The organism is Streptomyces sp. NPDC126510 (assembly GCF_040302345.1).
Classification (GTDB): Bacteria; Actinomycetota; Actinomycetes; order Streptomycetales; family Streptomycetaceae; genus Streptomyces.
The window spans coordinates 14,032-35,004 of the sequence record NZ_JBEORR010000016.1 but is presented as its reverse complement, the minus strand read 5'-3'; the positions used below and the strand labels follow the sequence as shown (position 1 = coordinate 35,004).

The window sequence follows — 20,973 nt, the reverse complement described above, 5'->3', positions numbered from 1 at the left end:
TCGTGGAGAACCTCATTGCGCTGCTGGTGGCGGCGCCCCTGCTCGGAGCGGCGGTCCTGCTGTGCGGCGGCCGGCGGCTGGACGCCGTCGGCCACTGGCTCGGCACCGCGCTCGCGGCCGTCTCCTTCGTGCTCGGCCTGGTGCTGTTCACCGACATGCTGGGCCGGGGCGCCGAGAACCGCGTCCTGAGCCAGCACCTGTTCAGCTGGGTCCCGGTCGAAGGCTTCCAGGCGGACGTCGCCTTCCAGCTCGACCAGCTGTCCATGACCTTCGTGCTGCTGATCACCGGCGTCGGATCGCTGATCCACCTGTACTCCGTCGGGTACATGGAGCACGACGAGCGGCGCCGCCGCTTCTTCGGCTATCTGAACCTGTTCCTCGCGGCGATGCTGATCCTCGTCCTCGCCGACAACTACCTGCTGCTGTACGTCGGCTGGGAGGGCGTCGGTCTCGCCTCCTACCTGCTGATCGGCTTCTGGCAGCACAAGCCCAGCGCCGCCACGGCCGCGAAGAAGGCCTTCCTGGTCAACCGCGTCGGCGACATGGGCCTGTCCATCGCGATCATGCTGATGTTCCTGTGGTTCGGCACCTTCGCCTTCGGGCCGGTGCTCGGCGGCCACGGGGAGGCCGGGCTCGCCGGTGCCGCCGGTGAGGACAAGCTGACCGCGATCGCGCTGATGCTGCTCCTCGCCGCCTGCGGCAAGTCCGCCCAGGTACCGCTGCAGTCCTGGCTCGGGGACGCGATGGAGGGCCCGACCCCCGTCTCGGCCCTCATCCACGCCGCGACCATGGTGACGGCGGGCGTCTACCTGATCGTCCGCTCCGCGGCCGTCTTCAACGGCGCCCCGGACGCGCAGCTGGTCGTCACCATCGTCGGCGCGGTCACGCTGCTGTTCGGTGCGATCGTCGGTTGCGCGAAAGACGACATCAAGAAGGCCCTGGCCGGCTCGACCATGTCGCAGATCGGCTACATGATCCTGGCCGCCGGCCTCGGCCCCATCGGCTACGTCTTCGCGATCATGCACCTGGTGACGCACGGCTTCTTCAAGGCCGGCCTGTTCCTCGGCGCCGGTTCGGTCATGCACGGCATGAACGACGAGGTCGACATGCGCCGCTACGGCGGACTGCGGAAGTACATGCCGGTCACGTTCATCACCTTCGGCCTCGGCTACCTGGCGATCATCGGTTTCCCGGGTCTGTCCGGCTTCTTCTCCAAGGACAAGATCATCGAGGCGGCGTTCGCGAAGGGCGGCACCGAGGGCTGGATCCTCGGCGGCTGCGCCCTGCTCGGCGCGGCCATCACCGCGTTCTACATGACGCGCGTGATGCTGATGACGTTCTTCGGCGAGGAGCGCTGGCGCAACGCCCCGACGCCGTCCCCGGCCCAGCCCGATGTGGAGCCCGCCGCCGAGACGCGCGGCGAGTACACCCCGCCGCACCCGCACGAGTCGCCCAGGATCATGACGGTCCCGATGATCGTGCTGGCCGTCGGATCGGTCGCCGGAGGTGCGTTCTTCAGCATCGGCGACCGGTTCATGCACTGGCTGGAGCCCGTCACGGGACACAGCCACGGCAACCCGCCGATCAGCGCGGGTGTGGTCACCGGCGCGACCGTCGCCTGCATGATCATCGGCGTCGCCATCGCCTGGGCCCAGTACGGCCGCCGCCCGGTCCCCGCCGTCGCCCCGCGCGGCTCGCTGCTCACCCGGGCCGCCCGGCGCGACCTGCTCCAGGACGACTTCAACCACGTCGTCCTGGTCCGCGGCGGCCAGCACCTCACGCGGTCCCTGGTCTACGTCGACCACACCCTGGTCGACGGTGTCGTCAACGGCACGGCGGCCTCGGTCGGCGGCCTCTCCGGGCGGATGCGCAGGCTGCAGAACGGCTTCGCCCGCTCCTACGCGGTCTCGATGTTCGGGGGTGCGGCGCTCATCGTCGCCGCGACCCTGCTGATGAGGGCGGTCTGATACCGATGTCCTTTCCTCTGCTGACAGCGACAGCGGCGCTCCCGGCCGTCGGGGCGATCGCCACGGCCGCCGTACCGGCCGCGAAGCGCACCGCCGCCAAGTGGCTGGCGCTGCTCTTCTCGCTCGCCACGCTCGTCCTGGCGATCACCGTCCTGGTCCGCTTCGACCCCGCCGGCGACCGCTACCAGCTCACCGAGTCCCACGCCTGGATCGCGGACTTCGGCGTCCGTTACGAACTGGGTGTGGACGGCATCGGGGTGGCGCTGGTCGCGCTCACGGCGCTGCTCATCCCCTTCATCATCCTGGCGGGCTGGCACGACGCCGACCCCCTGGAGACCGGCAGCAGCCGGTGGCGGCCGACGCAGGGCTTCTTCGCCCTGATCCTCGCCGTCGAGGCGATGGTGATCCTCTCCTTCGAGGCCACCGACGTCTTCCTCTTCTACATCTTCTTCGAAGCCATGCTGATCCCGATGTACTTCCTCATCGGCGGCTTCGGGGACCGTGCCCACGAGCACGGTGAGAAGGCGGCGGCGACCCAACGGTCTTACGCGGCCGTCAAGTTCCTCCTCTACAACCTGGTCGGCGGTCTGATCATGCTGGCCGCGGTGATCGGCCTGTACGTGGTCGCCGGGAACTTCTCGCTCCAGGAGATCGCCGAGGCCCGCGCCAACGGCACGCTCGACATGGCGACCAACACCGAACGCTGGCTGTTCCTCGGCTTCTTCTTCGCGTTCGCGGTGAAGGCGCCCCTGTGGCCGCTGCACACCTGGCTGCCCAACGCCATGCAGGAGTCCACCGCCCCGGTCGCCGTGCTCATCACGGCGGTCGTCGACAAGGTCGGCACCTTCGCGATGCTCCGCTTCTGCCTCCAGCTGTTCCCGGAGGCCAGCAAGTGGGCCACGCCCGCCATCCTCGTCCTCGCCCTGATCAGCATCATCTACGGGGCGCTGCTCGCGGTCGGCCAGCGGGACATCAAGCGGCTGGTGGCGTACGCGTCGATCTCCCACTTCGGCTTCATCATCATGGGCATCTTCGCGATGACCAGCCAGGGGCAGTCCGGCGCGACGCTCTACATGATCAACCACGGCATCTCGACGGCCGCGCTGATGCTGGTGGCGGGCTTCCTGATCTCCCGGCGCGGCTCGCGGCTCATCGCCGACTACGGCGGAGTGCAGAAGGTCGCCCCGGTGCTCGCCGGCACGTTCCTGATCGGCAGCCTCGCGACCCTGTCGCTGCCGGGACTGGCGCCGTTCGTCAGTGAGTTCCTGGTCCTGGTCGGCACGTTCACGCGCTACCCGGTGATCGGGATCATCGCCACCTTCGGCATCGTCCTCGCCGCGCTCTACACCCTCGTCCTCTACCAGCGGACGATGACGGGCCCGGTGAAACCGGAGGTCTCCGCGATGCCGGACCTCAGGATCCGCGAGCTCGTGGTCGTCGCCCCGCTCGTCGTCCTGCTGATCTTCCTGGGCGTCTACCCGAAGCCCGTCACGCAGATCATCGACCCGGCGGTCAAGCAGACCATGTCCGACGTACACAAGAAGGACCCCCAGCCTGAGGTGGAGGCGGCCAAGTGAGCACAACAGCCGTCCACAGCCTGTGGACAACGGCGGCCGACCCGATCACCAAGATCGACGCGCCGAAGATCGAATACGGGCAGCTCGCCCCCACGCTGATCATCGTCGGTGCGGCGATCGTCGGAATCCTGATCGAGGCGTTCGTCCCGCGGAAGTCTCGCTACTACGCCCAGATGTTCGTGTCCGTCGTCGCCCTCGCCGCCGCCTTCGCCGCGGTCGTGGCCCTCGCGGCCGACGGGTACGGCACGACCAAGGCACGCATCGCCGCGATGGGCGCGATCGCCGTCGACGGGCCGGCCCTCTTCCTGCAGGGCACGATCCTGCTGGCGGCGCTGGTGGGCCTGTTCACCTTCGCCGAGCGGCGCCTGGACCCGGAGGCGCACGGCAACCGCGTCGACTCCTTCGCCGCGCAGGCGGCCTCCGTGCCGGGCAGCGAGAGCGAGAAGGCCGCGGTCAAGGCCGGGTTCACCACCACCGAGGTCTTCCCGCTGCTGATGTTCGCGGTCGCAGGCATGCTGGTCTTCCCGGCGGCCAACGACCTGCTGACGCTGTTCGTCGCGCTGGAGGTCCTCTCCCTGCCGCTGTACCTGCTGTGCGCCCTGGCCCGCCGCAAGCGGCTCATGTCGCAGGAGGCCGCGGTCAAGTACTTCCTGCTGGGCGCCTTCGCCTCCGCGTTCACCCTGTTCGGCATCGCGCTGCTCTACGGCTACGCGGGTTCGATGTCGTACGCCACGATCGCGCAGGTCGTCGACGGCACCGTGCAGGACGTCAACCCGGCGCTCGCCGACACCATGGGCAACGACGCGCTGCTGCTGATCGGGGCCGCACTGCTGGTGATGGGCCTGCTGTTCAAGGTCGGCGCGGTGCCGTTCCACATGTGGACGCCGGACGTCTACCAGGGCGCTCCGACGCCGGTGACCGGCTTCATGGCGGCGGCGACGAAGGTGGCGGCGTTCGGCGCGCTGCTGCGGCTGCTGTACGTGGTCCTGCCGGGCCTGCGCTGGGACTGGCGGCCGGTCATGTGGGCCGTGGCCATCGTCACCATGCTGGGCGGTGCGATCGTCGCCATCACGCAGACCGACATCAAGCGGCTGCTGGCGTACTCGTCGATCGCGCACGCCGGGTTCATCCTCGCCGGTGTCATCGCGACCACGCCCGACGGTGTCTCGTCGGTGCTGTTCTACCTGGCCGCGTACTCGTTCGTGACGATCGGCGCCTTCGCGGTGGTCACGCTCGTCCGCGACGCCGGGGGCGAGGCGACGCACCTGTCCAAGTGGGCGGGGCTCGGACGCAGGTCCCCGCTGGTGGCGGCGGTGTTCGCGGTGTTCCTGCTGGCCTTCGCCGGCATTCCGCTGACATCCGGCTTCGCCGGGAAGTTCGCCGTGTTCAAGGCGGCGGCGGAGGGCGGGGCAGCCCCACTCGTCGTGATCGGTGTGATCTCGTCCGCGATCGCGGCGTTCTTCTACATCCGTGTCATCGTGCTGATGTTCTTCAGCGAGCCGCGGCCGGAGGGCCCGACGGTGGCGGTGCCGTCGCCGCTGACGATGACGGCGATCGGCGTGGGCGTGGCGGTCACGGTGGTGCTCGGTGTGGCGCCGCAGTACTTCCTGGATCTGGCGGGGCAGGCGGGGGTGTTCGTGCGCTGACGGCCCCGTAACGCCTGGGTGGGACCCGGTCTCCTTCGGGAGCCGGGTCCCACGGCGTTTCCGGGCGGGCGGCCACCGGGCGCAGTCGAACGAATGTCTGGGTATCGTCTCCGTCTGGCGGGACCTGTGGATAACTCCGGGGCTGTCGGTGCGGGCGCCTATGGTGGACGCAGTGGTCGAGGCGCGACGCACGGGGGACGCAACGATGGGCGCTACGGGCGGGACGGGTGTGATGACGGAACTGGACGCGGTGACCGGAGCCGGGGTGACCGGGGCCGGGATCGGCGCGGGCGGCGGCCCCGCCGGGCCCCTCGGTGCCGACGCGAGCGAGGCGCTGGCCGCGCTGCACCGGGTCTTCGGCTACGACGCCTTCCGCGGTGAGCAGGAAGCGGTCATCGAGCACGTCGTGGCGGGCGGCGATGCCGTCGTGCTCATGCCGACCGGTGGCGGCAAGTCGCTGTGCTACCAGATCCCGTCCCTGGTCAGGCCCGGTACTGGTGTGGTGGTCTCCCCGCTCATCGCCCTGATGCAGGACCAGGTGGACGCGCTGCGGGCGCTGGGCGTGCGGGCCGGGTTCATGAACTCCACGCAGGACTTCGACGAGCGGCGGATGGTCGAGGCCGAGTTCCTCGCCGGCGAGCTGGACCTGCTGTACCTGGCGCCGGAGCGGCTGCGGCTGGAGAGCACGCTCGATCTGCTCTCGCGCGGCAAGATCTCCCTCTTCGCGATCGACGAGGCGCACTGCGTCTCCCAGTGGGGCCACGACTTCCGGCCCGACTACCTGGCGCTGTCCCTGCTCGGCGAGCGCTGGCCGGACGTGCCGCGGATCGCGCTGACGGCGACGGCCACGCACGCGACGCACCAGGAGATCACCCAGCGGCTGAACATGCCGACGGCCCGCCACTTCGTGGCGAGCTTCGACCGGCCCAACATCCAGTACCGGATCGTGCCCAAGGCCGACCCGAAGAAGCAGCTGCTGAGCTTCCTGCGCGAGGAGCACGCGGGCGACGCGGGCATCGTCTACTGCCTGTCGCGCAACTCGGTGGAGAAGACCGCCGAGTTCCTCAGCCGCAACGGCGTCGAGGCGGTGCCGTACCACGCGGGTCTGGACGCGGGCACGCGCGCGGCCCATCAGTCCCGCTTCCTGCGCGAGGACGGCCTGGTCGTGGTGGCGACCATCGCCTTCGGCATGGGCATCGACAAGCCGGACGTCCGCTTCGTCGCCCACCTCGACCTGCCCAAGTCGGTCGAGGGCTACTACCAGGAGACGGGCCGGGCCGGCCGCGACGGGCTGCCCTCGACGGCCTGGATGGCCTACGGACTGAACGACGTCATCCAGCAGCGCAAGCTGATCCAGTCCGGTGAGGGCGACGAGGCCTTCCGGCGCCGGGCGCAAGCCCATCTGGACTCGATGCTGGCGCTGTGCGAGACGGCCCAGTGCCGCCGGGGCCAGCTCCTCGCCTACTTCGGCCAGGACCCCGACCCGTCCGGCTGCGGCAACTGCGACACCTGCCTGACCCCGCCGGAGACCTGGGACGGAACCATCGCGGCGCAGAAGGCGCTGTCGACGGTCGTCCGGCTGCAGCGGGAGCGCGGACAGAAGTTCGGCGCGGTGCAGATCGTCGACATCCTGCTGGGGAAGCGGACCGCCAAGGTCATCCAGTTCGACCACGACCAGCTGTCCGTCTTCGGTATCGGCGAGGAGCTGGCCGAGGCCGAATGGCGGGGCGTCATAAGGCAGTTGCTCGCCCAGGGGCTGCTCGCGGTGGAGGGCGAGTACGGCACGCTGGTGCTGACCGAGGCCAGCGGGGCGGTGCTGCGGCGGGAGCGGGACGTGCCGCTGCGCAAGGAGCCGAAGAAGCCGGCGACCTCCCGGTCGGGGTCCTCGTCCTCCGGCTCCGGGCGGGGCGAGCGCAAGGGCAAGGCGGTCGCCGCCGAGCTGCCCGAGGAGCTGCTTCCGGCCTTCGAGGCGCTGCGCGCCTGGCGTGCCGAGCAGGCCCGTGAGCAGGGCGTCCCGGCCTACGTGATCTTCCACGACGCCACCCTGCGGGAGATCGCCACAGTGTGGCCGACGTCGGTGGGGGAGCTCGGCGGGATCGGCGGGGTCGGCGAGAAGAAGCTCACCACGTACGGGGAGGGGGTGCTGGAGGTGCTCGCCTCGCTGGGCGGGCCGTCCGCTCCGGGCCCAGCGGGCGCCTCCGCCTCCGCACCCGCCGCCGACTCACCCCCGGTCCCGGCGTCTGCCGACTCGCCCCCCGCCCAGGCGTCCCGCCGGGCTCCGGCATCCGGCCAGGCTCCGGCTCGTGCAGCGGGTCAGGACGCCGGTGAGCCGTACCACTGGCCTGAGATGGACGCGGAGCCGGAGCCCGACGACTGGATATAAGGCCGGGCTCCGGCCAGGTCAGACGGTCGCCGCGCGCCACCGGCGAGGGCGCATCCCGGCAGCCGGTCCGGTCACAACGCCCGTCCCGCGTACGCCCTGACATCCGCGTCGGAGTCCGTCGTCGCCGTGGCGAGGGCCGCCCGGGCCTCCTCGATGGGGCGGTGCCGGGTCAGCGCCAGGACGGCTGCCTTGCGGACATCGGCGTTGGTGTCGGCCAGAGCCTTGGCGAGGGCCGGGACCGCCACGTCGGGGTCGGCTACGGACAAGGCCGTCGCGGCTCCGGCCCGCACCTGCCAGGCCGGCTCGGACAGGGCGGCCACGGCGCGTGCGGCCAGGGGTGCCGGGCAGCCGGTGGCGCCCAGTGCTCCGTAGGCCGCTGCCCGTACCAGGGCATCGGGGTCGTCGAGGAGGCCGGTGAGGGCCGCTTCGATCGCGCCCGCGGTGGGATCGGTGCCCTCCGGGACGTCACCCGCCGGCCGCTCGGCGCTCACCGTGGCCATGCCCTTGGCGATCGCGACCCGTACCTCGCGGGAGGGGTCGGTGCCCGCCGCGCCGGCCAGTTCGCCGGCGGCGTCGACCGACACCAGGGCCCGTACGGCCTCGATGCGCACGGCGATGTCGGAGTCGGCGAGGGAGTCCGCGAACAGGGCGGCGTCTCCGAGGCGCAGGGCGCGCAGGACGTCCAGGGCCGCCGCGCGGACCACCGGGTCCGGCTCGGCCAGGGCGGCCGCGAGGCCGTCCCGCAGATCGGGCTCGGCGGGGAGCGTCTCGACGAGCTCACGCAGGGACGCGGCCGCGGCGGCACGGACCTCGGTGGCGGAGTCGCGCAGGGCGGCGGCGAGCGCGGTGCCCGTCCCGGCCGGCAGTGTCTCGGTGAGCACGGCGACGGCCTCGCGGCGTACGGCGGGCACAGGGTCCGTCAAGTACGGCTGTAGGGCGCCGAGTTCGGGCTCCTCCTCGGCGAGGGCGACGAGTTCGAGCAGGCGGGCGGAGGACTCCTCCCCGGAAGGGGCGGTGACCGAGGTCTGCTGCACGGGAGTCGGCTCCGGGTCCGCCGCACCCACCGGGGACGCGACGGGCGCCACATCCCGTGAGCCCGCCATGGCCACATCCTCGGCGTGCACCTCGCCGAGGACACGAGAGGGACCGCCGACGGGGTCGAAACCGTCGACGGGAACGAGATAGGGAGCCACGGGGCGGGCCGTGAACTCCATCGCACCGGAGGGGGACTTGTGCAGATCGAGGTGGTGGAACCAGGACGCGTCGTCCCGCCGGGGGTGGTCGAGGCGCTCGTGGTAGAGGCCCCAGCGGGACTCCGTGCGGGCCAGGGAGGAGCGCGCGGCCATCTCCGCGCAGTCGCGGATGAAGGTGACCTCGGCGCAGCGCATCAGCTCGTGCGCGGTGCGGGCGCCCATCTCGGCGATGTCGGTGTGCATCCGCTGGAACGCCTCCAGGGCCAGCGACAGCCGGGCACCGGACTTGGGCGGGGCCACGTAGTCGTTCACGAAGCGGCGCAGCTTGTACTCGACCTGGGGCTGCGGCGGGCCGTCGGGGTTGCGCAGCGGGCGGTAGATCAGCTCGTGCGCCTCCCGGAGCTGCTCCGCGGGCAACTCGCCCGCGTAGGCCTGGTACTGGGAGGCGTCCGCGCCCGCCAGGTCGCCGAAGACGAACGCGCCGATCATGTAGTTGTGCGGGACGCAGGCCAGGTCGCCGGCCGCGTACAGCCGTGGGACGGTCGTGCGGGCGTGGTCGTCCACGCGGACGCCGGAGGCGGAGTGACCGCCGCACAAACCGATCTCGGAGATGTGCATCTCGATGTCGTGGGTGCGGTAGTCGTGGCCGCGGCCGGAGTGGAAGGTGCCGCGGGTGGGGCGCTCGGTGGAGTGCAGGATCGTCTCAAGGGCCGAGACCGACTCCTCGGGGAGGTGGCTCAGCTTCAGGTAGACGGGCCCCCGGTCGGACGCCACCTCGGCGGCGAACTCGGACATCATCTGGCCCGACCAGTAGTCGGAGTCGACGAAGCGTTCGCCGTGCCGGTTGACCTGGTAACCGCCGAAGGGGTTGGCGACGTAGGCGCAGGCCGGGCCGTTGTAGTCCTTGATCAGCGGGTTGATCTGGAAGCACTCGATGCCGGTGAGCTCGGCGCCGGCGTGGTAGGCCATGGCGTAGCCGTCGCCCGCGTTGGTGGGGTTCTCGTAGGTGCCGTAGAGGTAGCCGGAGGCCGGCAGGCCGAGGCGGCCGCAGGCGCCGGTCGCGAGGATGACCGCGCCCGCGCGGACCTGGACGAACTGCCCGGTGCGGGTGTTGAAGCCGGCCGCGCCCACGGCCTGCCCCCCGGCGGTGAGGACACGCACCGGCATGACCCGGTTCTCGATGCGGATCCTCTCCCGCATCTCGCGCCGCCGCAGCTGCCGGTACAGGACCTTCTTGACGTCCTTGCCCTCCGGCATCGGCAGTACGTAGGAGCCGGAGCGGTGCACCTGGCGCACGGAGTAGTCGCCGTGTTCGTCCTTCTCGAACTTCACGCCGTAGGACTCCAGCCGCTGCACCATGTCGAAACCGCGGGTGGCGGTCTGGCGGACGGTGGACTGGTCGACGATGCCGTCGTTGGCGCGGGTGATCTCGGCGACGTAGTCGTCGGGTTCGGCCCGGCCCGGGATGACCGCGTTGTTCACGCCGTCCATGCCCATGGCGAGCGCGCCGGAGTGGCGGACGTGCGCCTTCTCCAGCAGCAGCACGTCCGCGCCGTGCTCTGCGGCGGTCAGGGCGGCCATGGTGCCCGCGGTGCCGCCGCCGATGACGAGGACGTCGCAGGTCAGTTCCTCGGCGTCGGCGAGGGACGGGACGGCCAGGGGGGTGTCCGCAGGGGGGTTCACGGAGGTGGTCACCGGGGTGCCTTTCACGTACCGAGCGAGGTGAGGACGTCGCGCCGCAGGGCCACGCGCGCCGGGTCGTCGTGTGCGCCGCGTTCGCGCGGGCGGGGGATGTCCCGGACGGCGACGAGGCCGCCCGCGCCGAGCAGGGCCACGCGGTCGCCGAGGAACAGGGCCTCGTCCACGTCGTGGGTGACGAAGACGACGGTGGCGCCCGTGCCCTGGAGCACCTCCACCAGCAGGTCCTGCATCCCCGCGCGGGTCTGCGCGTCGAGCGCGCCGAACGGCTCGTCCATCAGGACGGCGCGCGGGCGCCCGGCCAGGGCACGGGCCAGCTGGACGCGCTGGCGCTGCCCGCCGGAGACCCGGTGCGGCAACTGCCGGGCCTGCGAGCCGAGCCCGACCCGCTCCAGCCAGGCCTGGGCCTGCTCCCGGCGCTCGGCGCGTGGCACGCCGCGGATGGCGAGGGGGAGTTCGACGTTGGCGCGCAGGGTGCGCCAGGGGAGGAGGGCGTCCTCCTGGAAGACCAGGGCCCGGTCGGCCGACGGACCGGTCAGCGGGTGCCCGTCCTGGGTGATCTCGCCGGCGAGCGGCGACAGCAGGCCGGCCAGGGTGCGCAGCAGGGTCGACTTGCCGCAGCCCGAGGGGCCGACGACGGTCAGGATCTCGCCGGGGGCGATGTCCAGATCGACCTTGTCCAGGGCGGTCGCGCCGGGGCGGCCGAGGGAGGCGCCGGTGAGGCTGAGGCGGGTGCCGCGCACCGGGGCGGCACCGGCGGCCGTGTCGGACGAGGCGTTCCGGACGGTCTCGGACGAGGTGTCCGGGGCGGCCCCGGGCGGGGTGTCCGCGGCCCCGGGCGGGGTGTCCGGGACGGTCTCAGACGAGGTGCTCATCGCGTGCCTCCTCGGATCGGGCCCCGCCGGGGGCGGCGGCGGGGGCGGCCGGTGCCGGCTTCACGGACCGGTTGGGCCGGGGCGCCCGGGTACCGGGCACGTACGCGGTGCGGGGCAGCCAGCGGGTGAGGCGGCGGCCCAGGAGTTCCACGGCGGTGGAGGTGAGCCAGCCGAGCACGCCGATGGTGACCATGCCGACGAACACCCCGGGGTAGTCGACGACGGTGTAGTCCTGCCAGGTGCGGTAACCGACGCCGTACTGGCCGGAGATCATCTCGGCGGAGATCACACAGATCCACGAGACGCCGATGCCGACGGACAGACCGCCGAACACGCCGGGCAGGGCGCCCGGCAGGACGACCGAGCCGAGGATCCGCCACCGGCCGCCGCCCATGGTGCGCACGGCCTCCTCCCACACGGGCGTCAGGGCGCGCACCGCGTGCCGGGTGGAGACCAGGACGGGGAAGAAGGCGGCGGTGCACGTGATGAAGACGATGCCCTGCTCGTTGGAGGGGAACAGCAGGATCGCCACGGGCACCAGGGCGATGGCCGGGATCGGGCGGATCACCTCCAGCACCGGGCCGAGCAGGTCCTCGGCGAGACGCGAGCGTGCCACGAGCACGCCCGTGGCCACACCGAGGACGGCGGCCAGCAGGAAGCCGGTGAGGATCCGGGTGAGGCTGTCGGTGAGGTCCGTCCAGTAGTCCGGCCCGGACACCCGGGCCGCGAAGGCCCGGGCCACGTCGGTGACCGTCGGGAACTGCGAGAAGCGCAGCCACAGGTCGACGTTCAGGCTGGTCAGCGCCTGCCACAGGCCGAGGGCGGCGACCAGCGACAGGACGCGGAGCGCATAACGCCTCACGAGGCCCGCTCCAGAGCGTCGGCGTAGGAGACGACCCGCGCTCCGCCGTGCCCGGCGATGTACGCCTGCGCGGTGTCGGGTGCGACGAAGGGCAGAAGCTTGCCGCCGTCGGCCACCCACACGGCCTTGTCGGCGAACCAGAGGGTGCCGGTGGTGGTGTCGGGGACGTAGGCGGCACGTAGGTCGTCACGGTGCCCGGCGACGTAACGCAGCAGCTTGGAGGGGGAGTCGAACGTGACGGTCTTGGAAGCGCCCTTGGGCCAGGCCTCGCTCGCGGCCGGTGCGGGCTTCGTGGCGAGATGCTTGGTGTACGCCGTCGCTCCGAGGGCCTTTTTCACGTACTGGTCGTCGACGAAGGCGTCGACGTCCACGTCGCCGGTGAGCTTCGCCGACTTGAGGATCGAGACGTCCTGCTTCAGGGCGGAGACGAGCTGGGGCTTGATGGCCGGGTCGAAGGTGGCGATGCCGTGATCGCCGTTGTAGAGGTAGACGACCTCGGCGGGCAGACCCGTCGCCTTGGCGACCTTCTCGGCGGCGTCCACCGGGTGCTCGTTCAGGTAGTCGGTCGCCTCCGCCTGAGCCTTCAGGAACGCCTCCAGCACGGCCGGGCGCTTCTTCGCGAAGTCCTCACGGGCGGTGACGCCGTGGAAGGTGGGCAGGTTGAGCCGGGCGCCGTCGTAGATCGCCTTCGCCTTGCCCTGGAAGGCGAGCAGGCCCGGCCAGGCGACGAACTGGGACAGGGCGTCCGTGCTGCCCGCCGCGAGGGCGGAAGCGCCGACGGAGGGCTGCTGGTTCAGCTTCTCGATGCCGCTGTTCGGATCGATGCCGGCGCGCTGCAGGGCCCGGACGAGGGTGCCGTCGGCGGCCGAGCCGACGCTTGTCGAGACCTTTTTGCCTTTCAGATCCTTCAGGGAGGTCAGCTTGGAGTCCGGTGCGGTGACGATGGTGTTGAGGCCGCCGCGGAGGTTGTAGCCGGTGACCGAGACCAGGCGGGTGGGGCTGTTCAGCTGCTTGCCGCGGGCCGCGTTGATGAGGAGCGGGAAGTCTCCCATCGAGCCGATGTCGATCTTCCCGGCGGTCATCTGGGCGGTGATGGGGGCGCCGGTGGCGTAGTCCTGCCAGTCGACCTTGTAGTGGACGCCGTCGTGCAGGGCGTTGAGCTGCTTCTCGAAGGAGCCCAGGGAGCGGAGCAGGGTGCCCGCGGTGACGGTGTTGATGGTTCGGGACTGGTAGCCGACGGTGACGGTGACCGTGGAGCCGCTGCCTGCCTCCGCGTCACCGCCGCAGGCGCTGAGCGGGAGCAGGAGGACGACGGCGGATATCGCGACGACGGTGCGTTTCATGATGGTTCGGGCCTCTCACCGGAGCAGATAGGGCATGTTGACCGTGACGGCTCCGGTGGGGCAGCGGGCCGCGCACGGGCCGCAGTACCAGCACTCGTCGACATGCATGTAGGCCTTGCCGTTGCGCTCGTCGATGGCGAGGGAGTCCAGCGGGCACATGTCCACGCAGAGCGTGCAGCCGTCGATGCACTTCGACTCGTCGATGGTCACGGGCACGTCGGCCCGCTGGGGCACCAAGGGCATGGCTGTCTCCAGGGATGTGCGCGAGCGGGTTGGCTACCGGTTCCGGTGCAGCAGGCCGCTCATGGTGATGCGGTCGCCGCGGAAACGGATGAACTCCAGGTCGACCGGGCGGCCGTCCGCGAGGTGGGTGAGGCGTTCCAGCATGAGGACGGCGGCGCCGCGCGGGGCCTCGAGCACGGCGGCCGAGTGGGTGTCCGCGCTGACCGCTTCCAGAGTGATCTCGGCGTGGCCGAGGCGCTGTCCGGTGACGGCTTCCAGGAGGCGGAAGACGTCGGTGTTCTCCAGATCGGCGCCGAGCAGCTCGGTGCCGATGTCGAGGGGGATGTAGGTGAGGTCGAGGGACAGGGGCAGTCCGCCGAGCCTGCGCAGGCGTTCGATGTAGAGGACGTCGGTGCCGGGCGGGAGCCCGAGACGGTCGGCGACCGGGGCGGATGCCGGGGCGGGGCCCATGGTGCGGACCTCGTTGGTGACCCGGCCGTGCTCGCGGAGGGTTTCCGCCAGGCCCATCAGCCGGTCGAGGCCGTGAGGGTACTTGTGGGCCACGACCACGGTGCCGACACCGGGCTGACGCTCCACGAGGCCCTCGGCCCGCAGCAGGTCGAGTGCCTCGCGGACCGTGTTGCGGCTCGCGCCGTACTCGGTGGCGAGGGTCGACTCGTGGGGGAGGACCCCGTCGGGGAAGGCGCCGGTGAGCAGCAGTCGCCGGAGCAGGTCCGCCAGCTGCCGTGCCCGGTCGGCCCGCAGCCGTCGCCGCGCGCGGTGGGCGGCGACGGTGGTCGCGGCTCCCTGTCCGGCGTGGTCTCGGATGCGGTCACTGGGCATGGTTCGGACCATACCTATCCGATAGGAAAAGTGGTGTTGCAGGAATGTTGCGCCACCTGGAATGTGACGCGTCCGACGAGTGAGCTGGCCGTTTGGCCGGCCCCTGACCGGATCCGCCACCGACCGCCCGGCCGGTGCGGCTACGACAGCGCCGTCAGGCCCGGCGCGAACGCGATCAGCAGGGGCACCAGCGGCACGAGCGCGGCCGTCGTGGTGGTCAGGGCCCGGTGCCGGCGGCCCAGCCGCGGCGGCGGTTCCAGGAGCCGGTCGACCCGCTCGCCCAGCAGGCGGTGGCTGGAGGCGCAGGACAGCACGCCACGATGCTGGTTGAGCTCGATCAGGGCCAGGGCCGTCGTCAGGTGGCCGCAGCGGCGGGAGGCCGTGTCGTCGGCGGCCAGTTCGACCAGGCGGTGGGTCTGGTCGCAGAAGTGGGCGAACAGCGGGATGCGGGGGAAGCCGGTGGCCAGGGCCGTGGACAGGTGCAGCAGCCAGTCGTGGCGGGCGCGGGCGTGGCCCCGCTCGTGGGTGAGGACCGCGTCGAGCTGGTGGCCGGTCAGTCGGTGCAGGGCGCCCGTGGTGACGATCAACTGCGGCGGGTGGCCGGGCATCCACCAGGCATCCGGGTACTCGTCCTCCAGGACCAGCAGCGGGCCCCGGGCCGCGGGCAGGCCGGCCGGCAGGTCGGGGGCGCGCTCCCGCAGATGGGCCCGCGCCTGGGCCCGTCGCCGGCGCGCCTCGACCAGCTCGCGCGCGAGCATCGCGGTCGTCCAGGCGGCGCCGCAGGCCAGCAGCAGGGTGAGCGCGGCGGCCCCCGGCGGGGCGGCGGACAGGTCGTACGCCGCGGTCACCGCGGCCGGTGCCGGGGCGAAGAGCTGGGCGCGGACCGTCCCGAAGACGGCGGCGGCGCCCAGGGATAGCGCCGTCACGCACGCCAGCAGGACGGTGGCGACCAGGCACTGCCAGACCCACAGCGCCACCACCGGTTCCCGCTCGGGCCAGGACGCCCGGGTCAGCGCACGGGGAACGGGGACGGCGGCCGTCACGGCGACGACACTCAGCAGGAGCAGGCAGACGGTCATGGCCACGGGCTCCGGTTCCTCGTCACAAGAGGGGCGGCTACGGGTCGTGCGGGGGAGGGCGGCCGCCGAGCGCACCGGTGACCACGACGAGCGTGGCGGCCGTGCGGGCACACCGCCCCGCGCCCAGTATGACGGGCCGGGCGGTGTGCGTCAGGGGGTGAACGACAACGGAGGAGACGGGAGGGGCGACCGTCGGGCACCCCGGAGAGTCGGCTCCCTGCCGGTCCGCGTCAGCCTTGGACCACCCGCCCCGTCACCTCGCCGAGCCCCACCCGCACGCCGTCGGGCCCCGGGGCCCAGGCCGTGAGGGTCACCTCGTCGCCGTCCTCCAGGAACGTGCGCTTGCCGCCCGGGAGTTCGAGCTGATCGCGGCCGTTCCAGGTCAGCTCCAGCAGGGAGCCACGTTCCCGCTCCGCAGGGCCGCTGACCGTGCCGGAGCCGTAGAGGTCGCCGGTGCGCAGGGAGGCACCGTTGACCGTCATGTGGGCCAGCTGCTGGGCGGCCGTCCAGTACATGGTGGAGAAGGGCGGCTCGGAGACGACGTGACCGTTGACGGCGACGCTGATCCGCAGGTCGTAGCCGCCGGGCTCCTCGCTGCTGTCGTCCAGATAGGGAAGCAGCTCGTGCGTCCGGGCCGGAGGCGCCACGAGGGCCTCCTCCAGGGCGTCCAGCGGGGTGATCCACGCCGACACCGACGTGGCGAAGGACTTGCCGAGGAACGGCCCGAGGGGCACGTACTCCCAGGCCTGGATGTCGCGCGCGGACCAGTCGTTGAGGAGGCACAGCCCGAACACGTGCTCGCGGAAATCACCGAGGGCCACCGGCGCGCCCATCCGGGAGGGCACGCCGACGACGAAGCCGACCTCGGCCTCGATGTCCAGGCGGACGGACGGCCCGAAGACGGGAGCGGCGTCGGCGGGCGCCTTGCGCTGCCCGGACGGCCGCTGGACCTCGGTGCCGGAGACGACGACCGTGCCGGAGCGGCCGTGGTAGCCGATGGGCAGGTGTTTCCAGTTGGGGGTGAGGGAGTCCTCGGCGTCGGGCCGGAACATCTGCCCGACGTTCCGGGCGTGGTTCTCGGAGGCGTAGAAGTCGACGTAGTCCGCGACCTCGAACGGCAGGTGCAGGGTCACCGACGACAGGGGGTGGAACAGCGGTGCGACGGTCTCGCGGTGGGAGGGCACGGTCACCCAGGCGGTCAGGGCCCGGCGGACGTCCGACCAGGCCGTGCGGCCGGCGGCCAGCAGCGGATTGAGGGTCGGCCGCGCGAGCAGGGAGGCGTAGGGCGAACCGAGCGCGTGGGCCGCCGCGCCCGCGTCCAGTACATGGTCGCCGAGCCGGACACCCACGGCCCGGTGGGACGAGCCGGGCAGGGAGAACACGCCGTACGGCAGGTTGTGCGGGCCGAAGGGGTCGCCCTCGGGGACATCGAAGGGGGGCATCGGGTGCTGCCTCGCTTTCGGGTGTGCCATGTCGTCGCCACGTGTTCGTGGTCATGCCACACGTTACGGGTGACGCGCCGGTCCTGGGCAGAGTCCGAGGAGGCGGAGAGGGGCGAACGGGGCAGGTGGGCGCGGGTGGGACCGGACGGGGCGACTCCGGCGCGCCGGAGGAGACGCCGCATTCGTACGTGCCGGAAGTTATCCACAGGACGCGACGCAATCTTGACGGAGCGGTGCGAACAGGGCGACTCTGGGCGGGTGCCGGAAGGCCTCGGGGAGGGGGCTTTCCCACGGCACATCTGGGGGGCGGATGGCCATAGGGGAGGCCGGTCCGGGTTCGGTACGGCGTGGTGCACAGCCCAAGCGGCTGGAAGAGACCATGCGCGTCCGGCTCGGCCGGGAATGTGTGTACGTACCGTCGTGCCGTTTCGGGCTGTACGTGGCGCTGCGCCACTGGTGCCCGCCCGGCGGACGGGTGCTGATGTCGCCGGTGAACGACGACGTGATCTTCTTCGTCGTGCTCGCGGCCGGACTGCGCCCGGTGCAGGCGCCGTTGAACCCGCTCGACGCGTCCATCGACATCGATGCCGTGCCGGACGGGGTGTGGGGCTCGGTGTCGGCCGTGCTCACGACGAACCTGTACGGGAACCCGGATCCGGCACCGCGCCTCAGGCAGAAGTGCGACGCGCTGGGGATCCCGCTGTTCGAGGACGGGGCGCACGCGATCGGCAGCCGGGTGGGCGACCGGCCGGTCGGGGCGTGGGGCGAGGCCTCCGTGTTCAGCCTGTCCAAGCACGTCGGCGCCAAGGCCGGGGGCATGCTCTCGCTCGCCGATCCGGGGTTACGGGAGGCGGTGGAGAAGACCTGCGAGGGACTACTCGCGCCACGCCGGGCGAGCGCCGAACTCGCCTACCTGGTCCGGCCGTACGCGGAGGCCGCGGTGCGGGGGCTGCGGCTGCGACGCGCCGCCTGGGCCGCGATCCGGCTGCTGGGACTGGCGGACCGCGAGGAGATCCGGATGCCGCTGCGCCCGGACGAACTCGCCCTCGCCGCCCGCCACACGCCCGGGCTCGACGCCCACCACCCGTGGGTGCGCGTCGACATGCACGACTACCGCCTTCGGTCCGGCCGGCTGCGGCTGCGCCGCATCGGCCACCAGCTCGACCGGCTGGACGACGTGCTGGACGCCTGCCGGGCGGGCACCGAACTGCTGCTGTCCACGCCCTGGGCCAAGCCGCGCGACGGCCAGGCGGCGCAGCCGCTGTTCCGGGTCCCGCTGTTCGTGGCCGACCGGGACGCGGCGATCGCGGCACTGGCGCGGCAGGGCATCGTCGTCGGCTACCTCTACGACCCGCCTCTGGACGACTACGCCGGTGCGGAGTTCACCGACCCCTCACCGGCCCCCGAGGCGGCCCGCTGGTTCGCGCGGCACGCACTGCCCGTGGACCCGCTGCGGGCGCGGACGGTCATCGAGGTGCTGGAGCGGTCCGGGGCGCGACCGGTCCCGGCGCCGGGAGAGCTGCCCGGGGACGGGCCGGCACCGGGAGGGCTGGGACGGTCCGGTGGCTGAGATCCAGGTGCACGAGCCCGCCGCCGCGCGCACCGACGGCGGCGGGCCGAAGCCTGCCGAAAGCGACCACACCCACGACTCGCTGTTCAAGAACGCCTACTTCCTCATGCTCAGCACCGGCGTCTCCGCCGTACTGGGCCTGGGATTCTGGCTGGTGGCCGCCCGCTACTACACGGAGGAGGCCGTCGGCCAGGGCTCGGCCGCGATCGCCGCGATGCGGCTCCTCGCCAGCATCACGGCGACGACGATGATCGGCGCCGTCGTCCGCTTCGTCCCGCGCGCGGGACGGGAGACCGGACGGCTGGTGTGGGGCACGTACGTGGCCAGTTCGCTGGTCGTGGCACTCGCCGCCGCCGTTTTCCTGCTCACGCTCGACGCGTGGGGAGCGTCCTACGCGCCCCTGGGCACGCCCATGGCCGGTGCGGTGTTCGTCGCGGCCTGTGTGGCCTGGGCGTTGCTCACCCTCCAGGACGGGGTGCTCACCGGGCTGCGCAAGGCGGAGTGGGTGCCCGCCGGGAACGCGGTCTTCTCGGTCGGGAAGCTGGCCCTCCTGGTCGTCTTCGCCGGCACGCTGCCGGTCCTCGGCATCTTCGTCTCCTGGGCGGTGGCGATCGCCTTCTCCACCCTGCCGCTGGGCTGGCTGATCTTCCGCCGGCTCATTCCGCGTCAGGCTGCCGCCGACCGCGACAAAGAACCCCCGAAGATCCGGGACATGGGCCGCTTCCTGGCCGGGGACTCGCTGGGCGCCCTGTTCAGCCTGGCGATGATCAACCTGCTGCCGGTGATGGTCGCGGTCCGCTTCAGCGCCGCCGAGAACGGCTACTTCTACGTGGCCTACACCGTCGGCGGCACGATGGAGTTCATGGCCATCAACATGGCCTCGTCGCTCACCGCGCACGCCTCGCACGACCCGCGTCAGCTCGCCGACGGCGTGCGGGGCGCCCTGCGGCGCATGACGCTGCTGCTGGTCCCGGTCGTAGCGGTGCTCGTCGTCTTCGCCCCGCAGATCCTCACGCCCTTCAGCCCGGACTACGCCGAGCACGGCTCGACCGTGCTGCGGCTGCTCGCCCTCGGCGCCCTGCCCCGGGTCGTGGTGGAGCTGTACATCGGCGTACTGCGTGTGCAGGGGCGCACGGGTGTGCTGGCCGCGCTCCAAGGCACCATGTGCGCTCTGGTGCTGGGCAGTGCGGCCGTGCTGTTCTCCTCGTCCGGGATCGCGGGCGCCGGCTGGGCGGTGCTGCTGAGCATGACGCTGATCGCCGTCGTCTCCATGGCCGGACTGCGCGCGGCCCTGCGTTACGACGACGGCACCCCCGCCGCCCGTCCACCGGCCGACCCCGCCTACGGCACCCGCTGGGCGAAACTCAACGCCACCGCCGGGTACGGCACGACCTGGGCCCGCCGAGCCGCCTACCAGCCCAAGGACGGCGACCAGGACACCGTCACGCTGTTCATCGGGCGGCCCGGCTACGAGCGCGAGGCGCTGCAGGCGGACACGCTGGCGCTGATCGTGCGGCCGGACGGGCCGACCAGGGAACCACCGCCCCACGAGGCCGGGGAACCGGACCAGGAGCCGCAGGACCGGCGGCTGCGAGGCGCCCTGTGGAGCCTGCTCGGGGTCGCCGTCGTGTTCTTCTGTGCTCCGCTGCGGGACCTGCCCTGGACCGACCGGGCCTCCGAAGCCGCTCTGTCCGGACGCCAGTTGCTGGAGGGCCTGCCCCTGCCGTCCCTCACCGCGGGCGGCCTGCTGCTCGTGGTGTTCGTCGCCGCCGTCACGCTGAGCACCCGGCGCGACCCGTGGTTGCCCGGCACGTCACTGTGCGCCGTCCTGTGCGCCCTGTACGCCGCACCGGTCGCCCTCGGACGGGAACCGCGGCCGGTGGACGGGGCGTTGTACGAGAAGACGGCCGGCTTCCTGGCGGACGCGGTGGGCCTCGACGGGCCCGAGCCGCTGCTGCGCTGGGCGCCGCCGGTCTGCCAGCTGCTGTGTCTCGTACCGCTGGGGCTGCTGCTCGCGAGCGCGGGCGGCCGGCTGACGTGGCAGGGGCGCTGGGGGGTTCTGTATCTCGTCGCGGTCGGCGGCTGGGTGTGGCGCGACGCGCTCGCACCCCTCGCGCCGCCCCTGCTCGTCGCCCTCTCGCTGCTCCTGCTGCTCCACCGCGCCGCGTCGGCGTGGGCACGCTCCCGCACCACGGCCTCGACCGGCCCCATAACCAACCGCACGGCCGACGGACCACCGCCCGTCCGGCCCCGCGACTGATCACACCCGAAGC

Annotated in this window: 14 protein-coding genes; 6 read left to right on the top strand and 8 right to left on the bottom strand. The window is 72.1% G+C overall.

Going from position 1 to position 20,973, the window contains the following annotated elements:
• Window positions 1-2 precede the first annotated feature (2 nt).
• From nuoL to recQ, 4 genes are all read left to right on the top strand, one after another.
• Window positions 3-1,967, top strand: a complete 1,965-nt coding sequence (nuoL, locus tag ABTX60_RS23130; protein WP_352098900.1) for an NADH-quinone oxidoreductase subunit L — start codon at window positions 3-5, stop codon at window positions 1,965-1,967.
• Between the two features lie 5 nt (window positions 1,968-1,972).
• Window positions 1,973-3,544: an NADH-quinone oxidoreductase subunit M gene (locus tag ABTX60_RS23125; RefSeq protein ID WP_352098899.1), complete on the top strand. Its 1,572-nt coding sequence runs from the start codon at window positions 1,973-1,975 to the stop codon at window positions 3,542-3,544.
• On the top strand, window positions 3,541-5,190 hold the full coding sequence (gene nuoN / locus ABTX60_RS23120; RefSeq protein ID WP_352098898.1) for an NADH-quinone oxidoreductase subunit NuoN: 1,650 nt from the start codon (window positions 3,541-3,543) through the stop codon (window positions 5,188-5,190). Before ABTX60_RS23125 ends, nuoN begins: the two co-directional genes overlap by 4 nt.
• A 232-nt stretch (window positions 5,191-5,422) precedes the next feature.
• Complete coding sequence (gene recQ / locus ABTX60_RS23115; RefSeq protein ID WP_502992372.1) at window positions 5,423-7,573, top strand: DNA helicase RecQ; 2,151 nt, start codon at window positions 5,423-5,425, stop codon at window positions 7,571-7,573.
• Window positions 7,574-7,644: 71 nt separating this feature from the next.
• On the opposite strand, the gene ABTX60_RS23110 is transcribed toward recQ, so the two are convergent.
• The 8 genes from ABTX60_RS23110 to fahA form a co-directional block, all read right to left on the bottom strand.
• A complete protein-coding gene (locus ABTX60_RS23110; RefSeq protein ID WP_502992371.1) occupies window positions 7,645-10,461 on the bottom strand; it encodes a fumarate reductase/succinate dehydrogenase flavoprotein subunit in 2,817 nt (938 codons plus the stop codon).
• Window positions 10,462-10,472: 11 nt separating this feature from the next.
• Window positions 10,473-11,339: an ABC transporter ATP-binding protein gene (locus ABTX60_RS23105; protein ID WP_352098896.1), complete on the bottom strand. Its 867-nt coding sequence runs from the start codon at window positions 11,337-11,339 to the stop codon at window positions 10,473-10,475.
• A complete protein-coding gene (locus ABTX60_RS23100; RefSeq protein ID WP_352098895.1) occupies window positions 11,323-12,201 on the bottom strand; it encodes an ABC transporter permease in 879 nt (292 codons plus the stop codon). Before ABTX60_RS23100 ends, ABTX60_RS23105 begins: the two co-directional genes overlap by 17 nt.
• The gene (locus ABTX60_RS23095; protein ID WP_352098894.1) at window positions 12,198-13,544 is read right to left on the bottom strand and encodes an ABC transporter substrate-binding protein; all 1,347 of its coding nucleotides are present in this window, start codon (window positions 13,542-13,544) and stop codon (window positions 12,198-12,200) included. Before ABTX60_RS23095 ends, ABTX60_RS23100 begins: the two co-directional genes overlap by 4 nt.
• A gap of 15 nt (window positions 13,545-13,559) precedes the next feature.
• Window positions 13,560-13,787, bottom strand: coding sequence for a 4Fe-4S dicluster domain-containing protein (locus ABTX60_RS23090; protein ID WP_043497678.1), 228 nt, complete (start codon window positions 13,785-13,787; stop codon window positions 13,560-13,562).
• Window positions 13,788-13,820: 33 nt separating this feature from the next.
• Window positions 13,821-14,609 (bottom strand): GntR family transcriptional regulator, encoded by a 789-nt coding sequence (locus ABTX60_RS23085; RefSeq protein ID WP_352098893.1) that lies wholly within the window; start codon window positions 14,607-14,609, stop codon window positions 13,821-13,823.
• Window positions 14,610-14,749: 140 nt separating this feature from the next.
• On the bottom strand, window positions 14,750-15,688 hold the full coding sequence (locus tag ABTX60_RS23080; protein ID WP_352099034.1) for a M56 family metallopeptidase: 939 nt from the start codon (window positions 15,686-15,688) through the stop codon (window positions 14,750-14,752).
• Between the two features lie 230 nt (window positions 15,689-15,918).
• Entirely contained in the window at window positions 15,919-17,130 is a 1,212-nt protein-coding gene (gene fahA, locus ABTX60_RS23075; protein ID WP_352098892.1) for a fumarylacetoacetase, read from the bottom strand.
• 310 nt (window positions 17,131-17,440) lie between these two features.
• On the opposite strand from fahA, the gene ABTX60_RS23070 reads away from it, so the two are divergent.
• A complete protein-coding gene (locus ABTX60_RS23070) occupies window positions 17,441-18,700 on the top strand; it encodes a DegT/DnrJ/EryC1/StrS family aminotransferase (RefSeq protein ID WP_352098891.1) in 1,260 nt (419 codons plus the stop codon).
• Entirely contained in the window at window positions 18,693-20,960 is a 2,268-nt protein-coding gene (locus ABTX60_RS23065) for a lipopolysaccharide biosynthesis protein (RefSeq protein ID WP_352098890.1), read from the top strand. The genes ABTX60_RS23070 and ABTX60_RS23065 overlap by 8 nt, the downstream gene beginning before the upstream one ends.
• The last annotated feature ends 13 nt before the right edge of the window (window positions 20,961-20,973 follow it).

Excerpts from the sequence above, each read along its gene's own strand:
- ABTX60_RS23125 (WP_352098899.1), top strand. The coding sequence starts at position 1,973 with ATGTCCTTTCCTCTGCTGACAGCGACAGCGGCGCTCCCGGCCGTCGGG.
- recQ (WP_502992372.1), top strand. The coding sequence starts at position 5,423 with ATGACGGAACTGGACGCGGTGACCGGAGCCGGGGTGACCGGGGCCGGG.
- ABTX60_RS23105 (WP_352098896.1), bottom strand. The coding sequence starts at position 11,339 with ATGAGCACCTCGTCTGAGACCGTCCCGGACACCCCGCCCGGGGCCGCG.
- ABTX60_RS23095 (WP_352098894.1), bottom strand. The coding sequence starts at position 13,544 with ATGAAACGCACCGTCGTCGCGATATCCGCCGTCGTCCTCCTGCTCCCG.
- ABTX60_RS23090 (WP_043497678.1), bottom strand. The coding sequence starts at position 13,787 with ATGCCCTTGGTGCCCCAGCGGGCCGACGTGCCCGTGACCATCGACGAG.
- ABTX60_RS23085 (WP_352098893.1), bottom strand. The coding sequence starts at position 14,609 with ATGCCCAGTGACCGCATCCGAGACCACGCCGGACAGGGAGCCGCGACC.
- ABTX60_RS23080 (WP_352099034.1), bottom strand. The coding sequence starts at position 15,688 with ATGACCGTCTGCCTGCTCCTGCTGAGTGTCGTCGCCGTGACGGCCGCC.
- fahA (WP_352098892.1), bottom strand. The coding sequence starts at position 17,130 with ATGCCCCCCTTCGATGTCCCCGAGGGCGACCCCTTCGGCCCGCACAAC.
- ABTX60_RS23070 (WP_352098891.1), top strand. The coding sequence starts at position 17,441 with ATGGCCATAGGGGAGGCCGGTCCGGGTTCGGTACGGCGTGGTGCACAG.